At 65.7% G+C, this 12,643-nt stretch carries 8 protein-coding genes and 1 pseudogene; 5 read left to right on the top strand and 4 right to left on the bottom strand.

Annotation, left to right across the window (positions count from 1 at the left end; genetic code table 11):
* Positions 1-37 precede the first annotated feature (37 nt).
* Positions 38-1,276 carry an MFS transporter gene (locus IAE41_RS00835; RefSeq protein WP_200731636.1) on the top strand — a complete coding sequence of 413 codons (1,239 nt, stop codon included), beginning with the start codon at positions 38-40 and terminating at the stop codon, positions 1,274-1,276.
* A gap of 25 nt (positions 1,277-1,301) precedes the next feature.
* Here the strand turns inward: IAE41_RS00835 and IAE41_RS00840 are convergent, their stop codons facing one another.
* The 3 genes and pseudogenes from IAE41_RS00840 to IAE41_RS00850 all read right to left on the bottom strand — a co-directional run bounded on the left by IAE41_RS00840 (position 1,302) and on the right by IAE41_RS00850 (position 5,025).
* A complete protein-coding gene (locus IAE41_RS00840) occupies positions 1,302-2,105 on the bottom strand; it encodes an SDR family oxidoreductase (protein ID WP_079221895.1) in 804 nt (267 codons plus the stop codon).
* Between the two features lie 50 nt (positions 2,106-2,155).
* Positions 2,156-3,688: pseudogene (locus tag IAE41_RS00845) on the bottom strand (GMC family oxidoreductase); the annotation flags it as partial.
* On the bottom strand, positions 3,682-5,025 hold the full coding sequence (locus IAE41_RS00850) for an alpha/beta hydrolase (protein WP_200731638.1): 1,344 nt from the start codon (positions 5,023-5,025) through the stop codon (positions 3,682-3,684). The gene IAE41_RS00850 and the pseudogene IAE41_RS00845, both read right to left, overlap by 7 nt.
* A 221-nt stretch (positions 5,026-5,246) precedes the next feature.
* Between IAE41_RS00850 and IAE41_RS00855 the strand changes: the two genes are divergently transcribed.
* The 4 genes from IAE41_RS00855 to IAE41_RS00870 all read left to right on the top strand — a co-directional run bounded on the left by IAE41_RS00855 (position 5,247) and on the right by IAE41_RS00870 (position 10,445).
* Positions 5,247-7,088 (top strand): glycoside hydrolase family 15 protein, encoded by a 1,842-nt coding sequence (locus IAE41_RS00855; protein ID WP_200731639.1) that lies wholly within the window; start codon positions 5,247-5,249, stop codon positions 7,086-7,088.
* 38 nt (positions 7,089-7,126) lie between these two features.
* Entirely contained in the window at positions 7,127-8,020 is an 894-nt protein-coding gene (locus tag IAE41_RS00860) for an SDR family oxidoreductase (protein WP_079221898.1), read from the top strand.
* A 262-nt stretch (positions 8,021-8,282) separates the two neighbouring features.
* On the top strand, positions 8,283-9,845 hold the full coding sequence (locus IAE41_RS00865; protein WP_283220251.1) for a histidine kinase famiy protein: 1,563 nt from the start codon (positions 8,283-8,285) through the stop codon (positions 9,843-9,845).
* A gap of 123 nt (positions 9,846-9,968) precedes the next feature.
* Positions 9,969-10,445, top strand: coding sequence for a hypothetical protein (locus IAE41_RS00870; RefSeq protein WP_200731641.1), 477 nt, complete (start codon positions 9,969-9,971; stop codon positions 10,443-10,445).
* A 40-nt stretch (positions 10,446-10,485) separates the two neighbouring features.
* Here the strand turns inward: IAE41_RS00870 and glgX are convergent, their stop codons facing one another.
* On the bottom strand, positions 10,486-12,630 hold the full coding sequence (glgX, locus tag IAE41_RS00875) for a glycogen debranching protein GlgX (protein ID WP_200731747.1): 2,145 nt from the start codon (positions 12,628-12,630) through the stop codon (positions 10,486-10,488).
* Positions 12,631-12,643: the final 13 nt, after the last annotated feature.

A 12,643-nucleotide genomic window follows, 5' to 3' on the forward strand; every position in this document is an offset into this window, starting at 1 on the left:
CTGCCGGCCTCCCCTTCCGTGCCCTGGCAGCCGCCCTGTGATCGACCCCACCCCCGATGCGCCCGGGCGCCGGCGCGCCGAGCGCGGCCTGGATGGCCTGAATTTCTTCCTGGCAGACGTTCGCGATGGGCTGGGCCCCTACCTGGCCATCTATCTGCTGTCGGTACACCACTGGCAACCGGCCAGCATTGGTGCGGTCATGACGGTGTCGGCCATCATCGGGTTGCTGACCCAGACGCCCGCCGGCGCGCTGATGGACCGCATCCATGCCAAGCGGATCACCCTGGCCATCGCTGCCCTGCTGGTGACCGCCACCTGCCTGCTGCTGCCGTGGACGCAGGGCTTTGCGGTGGTGGCCTCGACCCAGGCGTTGAGTGCCGTAGCGGCCTCGGTGATCGCCCCGGCCATCGCGGCCATTTCGCTGGGTGTCAGCGGGCCGCGCGCGTTCGCGCGTCGGATGGGGCGCAACGAGACCTTCAACCATGCCGGCAACGTGGTGGCGGCCCTGCTGGCCGGTGGCCTGGCCTACCTGTGGGGGCCGACGGTGGTGTTCTACCTGATGGCGGTGATGACATTGGCCAGCGTAGCCGCCGCGGGCGCGATCCCAGGGGCGGCCATCAATGATGCACAGGCGCGTGGCCTGGCTGCCCAGCCGCAGGGGGCAAATCCACCCTCCCCCGGGCGCCTGCTGTTGCGGGACCGCCGGTTGTTGCTGCTGGCCGCGTGCAGCTGCCTGTTCCACCTTGCCAACGCGGCGATGCTGCCCCTGGTGGGGCAGAAGCTTTCGGTGAGCAGCCCTGCCCTGGCAACCACACTGACTGCCGGCTGCATTGTTGCCGCGCAGCTGGTGATGATCCCGGTGGCGTGGCTGGTGGGCGCGCGTGCAGATCGCTGGGGCCGGCGTCCGCTGCTGCTGGCGGGCTTTCTGATCCTGCCGATCCGTGCTGCCCTCTACCCCTTGTCCGATGCCCCGGCCTGGCTGCTGGGAGTGCAGCTGCTGGATGGCGTCGGCGCGGGCATCTTTGGTGCGCTCATCCCCATCATGGTGAGCGACCTGAGCGAGGGGACCGGGCGATTCAACGTCACCTTGGGCGCGGTCACCACGGTGTTCGGGGTGGGCGGTGCGCTGAGCCCCGCCCTGGCGGGCTTCATCGTGCAGCGCGAAGGCTATGATGCCGCCTTCCTGGTGTTGGCGGTGATCGCCACGGCGGCATTGCTGCTGGCGTTGAAGGTGCCGGAGACACGGAGTGCGCCGGCAATCGAGCGCTCCCCGTAGGGAGCGCAGGCGAGCTAGCTCTCCGTTACCCGGCCAGGGTGAAGACTGAGCCTGAGTCAACGCGGATGTTGGCGCCATTGATGAAGCTGGCGCGCTCGGAGCACAGCAGCAGCACGGCGGCGGCAACCTCTTCCGGTCGCCCACGACGCTTGAGCACCATACCGGGGCGCTCTTCATCCAGGAAGGTGCGGATGGCCTCTTCGAACGACATGCCCTTTTCCTTGGCACGCTTGTGCATCATGGCGTCGGTCATGGGTGTATGGATGAAGGCCGGCGACACGGTGTTGATCATGATGTTGTCCTTGCCGTACTGCTTGGACAGGCCCTTGGCCAGGCTCAGCACGCCCGCCTTGGACGCGCAGTACGGAAGTTCGTCGGTATACGGCTGCACGGCATCTTCCGAAGCAAACAGCACGATGCGGCCCCAGCCCTTGGTACGCATCGCGGGGATGGCCTGGCGGCACATGCGTACGGCACCCATCAGGTTGATATCCAGCGTGCGCAGCCAGCCCTCGTCGCCCACATCGAGGAAATCGCCGGTGGCCCCGGTGACGCCGGCCGCGTTGACGTAGATATCCGGGTCGCCCAGCGCGCTGCGTACGGTGGCCCAGATGCGCTCGACGTCCTTGGCTTCGGTCACGTCACCGGCGACAGCCATCACCTCGCCCAGCGGCGTCAGCTCCTGCAGGGCCTCATCCAGCGTGCCGTCGGGCACATCGGTGATGGCAACGCGCGCGCCGGCCTGCAGCAACTCGCGTGCGGTCTGCTTGCCCATGCCCGAATCAGCACCGCTGACCAGCGCAATGCGCCCTTCTATTCCGAGATCCATGGTGTGTCCTTCTTGGGGGAAAATGTGGTGCGGCGCGGTGGCTGCGTCTGCAGGAAGCGCTCGGCGGTGCGCAGGCCCAGCGCCATCTGGGTCAATGCCGGGTTGGCCGCCAGCGCGCTGGGGAAGGTGGAGTTGTCGCAGATGAAGAGATTGGGGATGTCGAAGCTGCGGCCGTCGCCATCCACAACAGCGGTTTCAGCCGAATCGCCCATGCGGCAGGTGCCCAGGGTGTGGGCCGAGCGCGCCGCGGCGAAGATGCCCGTAGCACCTGCGGCCTGCCAGATGCGGGTAAGCTGGGCCTGCGCGTGCGCGTCCAGTGCCCTTTCGTTCGCGCCATAGCTGAAATCGACCCGCGCGCGCCGCATGCCAAAGGCATCACGCTCGTCGCTGAGGGTCAGCTGGTTGCCGTCCTGTGGCAGGCACTCGCCGTTGATGCCGATGCCGGCCAGATGCCGGTAGGAAGAGAGCGCATCCACCAGTGGCTGGCCCCACAGGCCGGCGCCCCGGGCCAGTGTATTGGCCAGTGTGGCCGGCTGCACGCCCAGGCTCTGTACCAGGTAGCCCCCGGCGAACGAGGCGTCGTGCGGGCGCACGAAATCTTCTGTGATAAGCGAAGACGGGTAGCCGCGGTTCATGCACATATCGGCGTCGAAAAATCCCCACACCTGGGTGGCCACGTGGGCCATGAAGTTGCGGCCGACCTGCCCACTGGTGTTGGCCAGCCCCAGGTTGAGCAGCAGGCGCGGTGTTTCCACGCCGCCGGCACACAGGAAGGCAGCGGCGCATTTCACCCGGTGCAGGCGATGTTCGCGTTGATAGACCACTGCAGTGATGCGGCCGTGGGCATCGCGCTCCAGGTCCACCACCCGGCTTTGATCACGGATCGCGGCACCGTGTGCCACGGCCCACGGCAGCCAGGAGGTATCCATGGTGGCCTTTGCGCCGTTGCTGCAGCCTTGGTGGCATGCGCCGCAGTGGTTGCAGGACTGGCGCAGACCCCAGTGCGGCTGCTGCCGTGCCTGGCTGACCAGCGCGGCAGGCGCATCCGTGGCGCGCACGCCCAGTGCATCACAGCCACGCTGCATGGCCTGGGCGGACGCGTTGCGCAGTACGGGTGGATAGCTGTACTGGCGGGAGGCGTCCCACGGATAGTGGGCAGGGCCGGATACACCAATGAATGCCTCGACGCGCTGCACGTACGCCTGCAGCTCTGCCGCTGCGATGGGCCAATCGGCCCCCTGCCCTGTCAGCGAGCGCAGGCGCAGATCGCGTGGGTCCGGCCGTGGGCAGAAGGCACCCCAATGGAGGGTGGAGCCACCCACGCCCTGCCCGGAATTATTGGCCCCGAAGGCGGTGGGGGTCTGGCCGCCACTGAGCCGCTCTTCCATCCAGTAGATGTCGGTGGCCAGTTCGTCGGCGAGGTGGTCGTCAGGTGCGAATGTTCGACCCGCTTCCAGCACCAGCACCGATACGCCGGCGTCAGCCAGACGGGCTGCCAGCGGCGCGCCGCCCGCGCCGCTGCCGATGATGACGGCGTCGAACGACTGGTCTGCGCTGTGGCTTGGCTCGGCGCGACTCAGCATGGGAGCTGCCACGCGTCGATCATGTCGGCCGCTGTGTGCTCGTAACCTGGGCTCCGCGCACCTTTGCCGCCGACAGCGAAACCGTCATAGCCGATGGCGGCCCAGGTCGAGGGAAGACTCATCCAGGTTCTGGCATACAGCGCTCTCGCGTCCTCAAACCAGTGCGCCAGTTGGACGGGATCCAGCACGGCGTTGTCTGATGTGAAGGGGCTCTGCTGCTGCACCCGATCAAGCAGCGCGTGCTGTTCGGCAAGGGCAAGCGTGGTGAATCCGTTGGCGGCCACATCCAGTTGATCCAGGGCCTGCGCCCACGCCTCTGCGTCGGCAGGCAGATCGGCAAAGCGCCAGCCATCGCTTTCGTGATCCACCAGCGCGTGACCGATACGCAACGCCAGATCGTTAGGGTCTGCGGCGGGTACGAGGCATATCGCCAAGGCAGCCAGCAGTTCCAAGTGCCGTGCAGGCATTGCCGACGTCGGCAGCGGTAGCGGTCTCGCATGCCGCGCCAGCAGGCGGGCGCGCATGCGCGGTGCGACGCGTTCGGCGTTGAGCAGCTGAATGAATTGCGGTGGCAGCGCGACTGCGGCCAGCGGGAGGGCCCACGCGGCGATGTGCTGGGCAAGCCATTCGGGCTGTTCAACGGGGATCAGGTGCGCGGCGGCAGGCGCGGCCTCGACGGATGCATGCAGATAGTGCGGTGCGTTCAGTACGCGTTGTGCCGCTTCGCCCAAGTCACCGTCCTCGGCGCCGGCCAGTATCAGCGCGGGGATGTGCAGATGCGCGGCCTCTTCCTGGTGGTGCTCGCGGCTGCTCTGCTGCAGCCAGGCACGCCAGGCTACCGGGTCGGTGCGCAGCACATCGAGGATGGCGACTTCGCGGGTCGCACCCTGCAGGGGCCGATGTGTGTTGGCGTCGATGAATGCTTCAGCATGGACGCGCGCGGGTGCTCCGTTGGCGAACCAGCCGAGCATCCTTTCCCGGCGTGCCTCTTCCATGGGCTCGGGGCACGGCGGCGATGCGGCGACCAATACCACGCCCGTCAGACCTGCCAAGCCCTGTACGCCATCGCGGCTGCGGGCGGCGAGCAGCGTGGCGATCTTGCCGCCCATGCTATGGCCGACGGCAAACCAGCACGCGGGAGCACGCGTAGTGACTTCCTGCTGAAACCAGTCCACGAGGGCGTCGATGTCGGTCGCACCGTCTGCAATGGTGCCGCCGAATCCAGGAATATCCAGCGCGACACACTCGAACGCGTCGCCCAGGGCGCGCTGTACGGCACTCCATTCCCGATGGCTGGCGCCCAGGCTGTGCAGGAGGAAAAGGACGGGACGTTGCATGCTGACCTCGGGATGTAGCGGCGCGAGCATGGTCGTCGGCCTGTCCACGTGGCGTGCAAGCATGCGTCAACGCAGTGCAACGATCACGTGGCGTTGAGCACTGCCTCACTCTGCCTGCGCATGTGGCTCTCTAGGTTCAATCCACCCCACGTCTGGACATCCACCATGTGCACCCCCGCCGCTGTTCCGGCAGCCTTGCATGCTCGCCGGAGGGTGCGTTGATGTCGACGTTGCCCGAAGTTGCTTCCCCCGATGCGTCCCCTGTGAGCGATGCCCCGGTTTCCATCGAGCGCAGGAAGGACGGTGCGCTGCCCATCGAACAATACTCGGCGCTGGGCGAAGGCCGCTCCGTTGCCTTGATCGGCTGCGATGGTTCCATCGATTGGTGGTGTGCGCCCAACATGGACAGCCCGCCGTTGTTTGATCGGCTGCTGGACGGCAACAACGGCGGCTACTTCAGCATTGCGCCTACCGAGCCCTGCACCGTCGAACGCCAATACCGGGCGGACAGCAACGTGCTGGAGACGGTCTTTACCACGGCATCCGGCCGTGCGTCGCTGACGGAATCGTTGAACAGCGGCAATGCGGGTCGCCTGCCCTGGTGCGAGCTGGCGCGGCGCATCGAGGGCCTGGAGGGCGAGGTGCGTTTTGCTGTGCACATCTGCCCCAGCACCCGTGCGCAGTCTGCCAGCCCGTACTGCTCCTCGATTGGCGAACACACGGTCTTCCACGTGCAGCGGTTGCTGGGCGTGGCCATTCATCACCCGGCATTGCAGCTGCGCTGGACCGACGAAGGCGCGCGCGGTGAATGCACGGTTGGTGCCGGCGAGCGGGTGACCGTGGCGCTGGTGGTGGGTGAGGATGAGCCGCTGGTTGCGCCGTCGGTGGAAGAAGTGGATGGCCGCATCGACCTGACCGACCGCGAATGGAAAGCCTGGGCGCGCAATGTGTCCTACGACGGCTGGGATCGCGCGACGTTCGTGCGCAGTACGCTGGCGTTGAAGCTGCTGCTGTACTCGCCCTCGGGTGCCATCGCAGCGGCCGCCACCACGTCGCTGCCCGAGCGTATCGGCGGTGACAAGAATTTCGATTACCGCTATGCCTGGGTCCGCGACGCTGGGTACACCATCCAGGCCTTCCTGGCCGCCGGTCTGGAAGCGGAATCCAAAGCGGCGTTCACCTGGCTGCTGCGACAGCTGCGGCGCCATGGGCCGAAGGTGGTCTTCACCCTGGATGGCGAAAAGGTGGAGCCGGTGCAGGAACTGCCCATGCGCGGCTACCGCGATACGCAGCCGGTGGTGAAGGGCAACCTGGCCGGTGACCAGCACCAGCACGGCATCTATGGCGACATCTTCGAGACCGCGTTCTGTTTTGTGGCGGCTGGCAACATCCTGGATGGCGCCAGCGCGGAGCTGCTTTCCCGCATTGCCGACCTCTGTGCGGACCACTGGCGCGCAAAGGACTCGGGCATCTGGGAGCTGCCGGAGCTGGAGCATTACACGATGTCCAAGATCAGCTGCTGGCAGGCGCTGGCGCGGGCGGTCGAGCTGGCCGACCAGGGCCAGCTGCCGACGACCTGCCGCGACCGCTGGCAGCGCGAACGCGACCGCATCAGTGACTGGATCGAGACACATTGCTGGTCCGACGCCCTGCAAGCCTTCGAGATGTACCCCGGCAGCGGCAAGCTGGACGCGTCCGTGGCGCTGGCGGTGCGCTTCCGCTTTGACGGCAGGGACCGCCTGCTGGCCACCCTGCGCGCCCTCGACCGTGAACTGGGCCAATCCGGCTTCCACTACCGCTATTCGGGCATGCCCGAAGAAGAGGGCTGCTTCATTGCCTGCTCCTACTGGATGGCAGAAGCGTATGCGCGGCTGGGCTTCGTTGAGGACGCCCGGGCGCGAGTGGATGCATTGAACGGCGCCCTCGGCCGCTGCCAGGGCGTGCTGAGCGAAATGGTGGACCCGGCCACGGGCCACTACCTCGGCAACACCCCGCAAGGCTTGAGTCACCTGGCCCAGGTAATGGCCATGGCCACGATTGCAGATACCCAGGGCTGCCCTTGAGCCGCCCACTCTCCCCCGCCCCACGATAAGGATCGACCATGAATGACCGTCTGAAAATGCAGGACCCGCGCAGCCAGTATCCGCAGCCGCCTTTCCCCGCCCAGCCGCAGCCCGTGCCGGGCAAGGCGGCAGCCATGGATCCGGTGCCGGACCACGGTGAAACCAGCTACCAGGGCTCGGGCAAGCTGAGCGGACGCCGTGCGCTGATCACCGGCGCCGACAGTGGTATCGGCCGCGCTGCGGCAATTGCGTATGCGCGCGAGGGTGCCGATGTCGCCCTGTCCTACCTGCCCTCCGAAGCGTCGGATGCGGAAGAAGTGTTCGCGTTGATCGAGGCCGAAGGCCGCAAGGCACTGGCGCTGCCGGGTGACATCACCGACCCGGAATGGTGCAAGACCATGGTGGAGCGCACCGTGGAAGCCTTCGGCGGCCTGGACATCCTGGTGGTCAATGCGGCCCGCCAGCAATACCGCGAGAGCATTGCCGAGCTGAGCGCGGAAGACTTCGACAAGACGATGAAGACCAACCTGTATGCGATGCACTGGATCTGCCAGGCGGCGGTTCCGCATCTGCCGGCAGGCGCGTCCGTCATCACCACTGCCTCGGTGCAGGCGTACGACCCTTCGGCGATCCTGCTGGATTACGCCACCACCAAGGCAGGCATCGTCGCCTACACCAAGGCGTTGTCGGCACAGCTGGTCGAAAAGGGAATCCGCGCCAACGTGGTGGCGCCAGGCCCGTTCTGGACGGCGCTGCAGTCCTCCGGTGGCCAGCCGACCGAGGCGGTGACCAAGTTTGGTACGCAGGTGCCGATGAAGCGCCCGGGCCAGCCGGTGGAGATCGCGCCGATCTACGTGCTGCTGGCCAGCCAGGAAGGCAGCTATTTGACCGGTGAAGTGTTCGGCGTAACCGGCGGCGCAGGCATCGCCTGAGGGACAGCGTTGGCGCGGGCATGAGCCTGCGCCAACGTCCAACGCACTAGCATTCTGTAACTCGTCTGTGAAGCGCCAGACGCTTTTTCTGAATTGTTAATGATGAACGCGGTCACAAAATGCTGTTTGTGGCATCGTGTGCGCCTTCAAACGCTCCAGCGATTGGACGGAGCAGTTCCCCCGCTGCCAAAGGAAGTGCGTGTCGAACGATCAATTCAAGGGATTCCCCTCACCCGCTGTCAGAAGCCACCAGCAAGCCGGCGTGGGTGACAAACGGTCGGATATCTTCTTTAGCGCGGTGGAAACCACGCGGATGCCGATGATCATCACCGACCCGCACCAGCCCGATAACCCCATCATCTTCGCCAACCGGGCCTTCGTGGAAATGACCGGCTACGAGCGCGAGGAGTTGGTTGGCCGCAACTGCCGCTTCCTGCAGGGTCCGGACACCGACCCTGATGCGATTGCCGAGATCCGTGAGGCCATTGCCGAGACCCGCGAGGCGGCCACCGAGGTGCTGAACTACCGCAAGGACGGTTCGACCTTCTGGAACGCCCTTTTCGTGTCGCCGGTCTTCGACGATGACGGCACGTTGGTGTACTTCTTCGGTTCCCAGCTGGACGTGTCGCGGCGACGCGATGCGGAGGATTCGCTGCGCCAGGCGCAGAAGATGGAAGCGCTTGGCCAGCTGACCGGCGGCATCGCGCACGATTTCAACAACCTCCTGCAGGTGATGTCCGGCTACCTGGAAATGATCACCGGCACCTCCGAGCAGGAGCTTGGGCCGGACAGCTTTGTCAGGCGCGCGGCGACGCAGGCGCAGTCGGCGGCCAACAAGGCGGCGGTGCTGACCCAGCAGTTGCTGGCGTTCTCGCGGCGGCAGAAGCTGGAAGGCCGCACGGTCAACCTGAACTCCCTGGTGTCCTCCACGGTGGAACTGGCCGCCCAACGCGTGGGCGCCGAGGTGGAACTGGAGATGGATCTGGCGCCGGGCCTGTGGAACTGCAGGATAGACACCACCCAGGCCGAAGTCGCCATCCTCAACCTGGTCATCAATGCGCGTGACGCGTTGAAGGGACGTCCCGATCAGCGGGTGCTGCTCGCCACGCGCAACGTGGAGGTTTCCAAGGGTGCCGCCTCCGGTGACCTCGACCATCTGCCTTCCGGGCGCCTGGTCTGCATTTCAGTGCAGGACAACGGCAGTGGCATGTCGCCGGATATCGTGCGCCGGGTGATGGATCCGTTCTTCACCACCAAGGACGAAGGTGAAGGTACCGGGCTGGGACTGTCCATGGTGTATGGCTTCGTCAAGCAGTCCGGCGGCACCGTGCGCATCGCCTCCGAGCCAGGCGTGGGCACGACCGTCAGCCTGTATTTCCCTGCGACGACCGATGCGCTGACCAAGGATGTTGCGCCCTCCAACATGGCCATGGACCGCGGTGGCAGCGAGCGGATCCTGATTGTCGAGGACCGCGATGACGTCGCTGAACTGGCGCAGATGCTGCTGGAGGCCGGCGGCTACCAGACCCGCGTTGCCAACGATGGGGCATCGGCGCTGTCGCTGCTGGAACAGGGCGAGGTGTTCGATCTGCTGTTCACCGATCTGATCATGCCGGGCGGCATGAATGGCGTGCTTCTGGCGCGCGAAGCGAAGCGCCGGTTGCCGAGAATGAAGGTGCTGCTGACCACGGGCTACGCCGAAGCCGGACTCGAGCGCACCGATGCGGGCGGCTCGGAATACGAGGTGCTGAACAAGCCGTTCAACCGGCAGCAGCTGCTGCGCAAGGTGCGGCTGGTGCTGGAGGGGCCCACGGGCGTTGGCTGAGCGTTGCACTGCCCTGCGGCGGGCAACCTGGGCTGAATCCCGTCATGGCATTGCATTGCACGCGCGGCGCGCAGCTCCCACCTGATCTCTGCGCCCACGCATGGGCGCTCTCAGGAGAAATACATGCCGCACCATGAAAAAATCGCCTTGTCCGGCGTCGTTGAACACGTGTTTGCCCACCGCTTCACGCTGCTGGCAGATGGCCAGCCCTATTTGGCCGATCTGGGGCCCAAAGGTGCCGACGCGTTTTCCATCGAGCCGGGTCTTGCAGTCACCCTGGAGGGTGAACGGCGGCCGTCGGAGATCAAGGTGCTCAACATTGCCCGTACGGGCGGCAAGCGGGTGGAGATCGAGCACAAGAAGCCGCACCACGGGCTGGCGCATCATGCGGGGAAGCACGCAGACGCAGATCCCGCCGCAGCACTGGACGCCGTGAAGCAGGCGGGGTGGACACCTGCCGGTGAGCCGCAGCGTCACCCCAAGCACTTCGAAGTACTGGCCCGGCAGAAGGGCGGCGACTGGATGGAACTGCACGTTGATTTCGGCGGGACCATTTACAAGCAGAAGCCAGCAGCCGCGCACAAGTGGGATATTGCGTAAGTAGTTGAAGCCCCGCGTGAGCGGGGCTTCTTTGTAATGCTCAGCCTGCAGCCGCCGTGCCGCACCGGAAAACGGTCAGGCTGCGTGGCGGGGCCAGGAAGTGGCCAGCGCCCTTCACGGCCTGTTCGCCGGTGAGACCCGCATCGGTGGTCAGCAGCATCGACCAGTCCAGCGCCGCACCTTCGTCGTCCGGCAGCGCAAACTCGACGCCCTCATGATAGGCGTTGATGACGATCAGCAGGCTGGCATCGCTCGCATGTTCACGCACACCGGATGCCTGTGCCCTGCCCTCCAACAGCAGCCCGACCGAACGCGCGCCGGCGTCATTCCAATCGTCATCGGTCATTTCCCGGCCGGCCGGGTTGAGCCAGGTCAGATCGCGCACGTCGGCCTGCTCGTTGTACTGGCCGTTGAGGAAGCGGCCGCGGGTCAGGATCGGATGGCTCTGGCGCAGCGTCAGAAGGTCACGCACGAACTGCGCCAGCCTGCCTCCGGTGGTATCGCGTCCCCAGTCGATCCAGGCCGTTTCGTTGTCCTGGCAATAAGTATTGTTGTTGCCGCCCTGCGTCTGCGCCCGCTCGTCACCGGCCAGCATCATCGGCGTGCCCTGCGAAAGCAGCAGGCTAGCCAGCAGATTGCGCATCTGCTGCTCGCGCAGCGCGTTGATGCCCGCGTCGTCGGTCGGACCCTCGGCACCATGGTTGCAGGACGAATCGTTGTTGGAGCCGTCCTGGTTCCCTTCGCCATTGGCGTCGTTGTGCTTCTCGCTGTAGCTGACCAGGTCGTTGAGGGTGAAGCCGTCGTGCGCGGTGATGAAGTTGACCGATGCCCACGGGCGGCGGCCGCGTCGGTCGAACAGGTCCGCAGAGCCGGTCAATCGGGTGGCAAACTCAGCCAGCTTGCCTTCATCGCCTTTCCAGAAGCTGCGCGCGGTATCGCGGAACTTATCGTTCCACTCTGCCCAGCCCGGCGGAAAATGCCCGACCTGATAGCCGCCGGGGCCACAGTCCCAGGGCTCTGCAATCAGCTTGACCTGGCTGAGCAACGGATCCTGGCCGACCGCATCGAGGAACCCGCCCCGCTGGTCGAAACCGGTCGGTTCCCGGCCCAGGATGGTGGCCAGGTCGAAGCGGAAGCCATCCACGTGCATGTCATGCGCCCAGTACCGCAGGGAATCGCAGACGAAGCGGATGGCCTGCAGGTTGCTCAGATTGAAGGTGTTGCCGGTGCCGGTATCGTTGATGTAGTACCGCTTGTCTTCGGCCAGGCGGTAGTAGCTGGCGTTGTCGATGCCCTTGAACGACAGCGTCGGCCCCAGTTCGTTGCCTTCGGCGGTGTGGTTGTAGACCACGTCCATGAAGACCTCGAGCCCTTTCGCGTGCATGGCCTTGACCATGTCGCGGAACTCGTCGCGGTGCCCGCTGGCCAGGTAGCGGCGCTTGGGCGCAAAGAACGCCAGCGTGTTGTAGCCCCAATAATTGCGCAGGCCCTTGTCCAGCAGATAGTTGTCATCCAGATAGGCATGGACCGGGAGCAGCTCTACTGCGGTGACGCCGAGGCCGCGGATATAGTCCAGCACGGCAGGCTGGGCAAGGCCGGCACAGGTTCCGCGCACGTCGTCGCTGACTTCGGGGTGGCGCTGGGTAAAGCCGCGCACGTGGGTTTCGTATACGACGGTGCGGTTCCAGGGCGTGAGCAGGCGCTCATCGCCTTCCCAATCATAGGTGTCTTCCACCACCACGGCTTTGGGCATGAACGGTGCGCTGTCGCGTTCATCAAAACTGAGATCGCCATCGGGGTGGCCGATGGTGTAGCCGTAAAGTTCATCGGCCCAGGTCAAGTCACCATCGATTTCACGTGCGTAAGGGTCGAGCAGCAGCTTGTTGTGGTTGAAGCGGTGCCCTTCCGCTGGCGCATAGGGGCCATGCACCCGGTAGCCGTAGCGCTGACCGGGCTTCACATCGGGCAGGTAGCCATGCCAGATCTCGTTGGTGTACTCGGGCAACTCGATGCGCTGCTCGTTGCCGTCCTCGTCGAACAGGCAGAGTTCAACCTTGGTGGCGTGTGTACTGAAGAGCGCGAAGTTCGTACCTTGCCCATCGAATGAGGCGCCCTGCGGGAACGGGCGGCCTTCGCGGATGCGGGACGGGGTGGCGTAGCGGGAGGATTTGACCTGGTCGCGCATGGGGGAGGCTCTG

It is taken from the genome of Stenotrophomonas sp. S39, assembly GCF_016624665.1.
Classification (GTDB): domain Bacteria; phylum Pseudomonadota; class Gammaproteobacteria; order Xanthomonadales; family Xanthomonadaceae; genus Stenotrophomonas.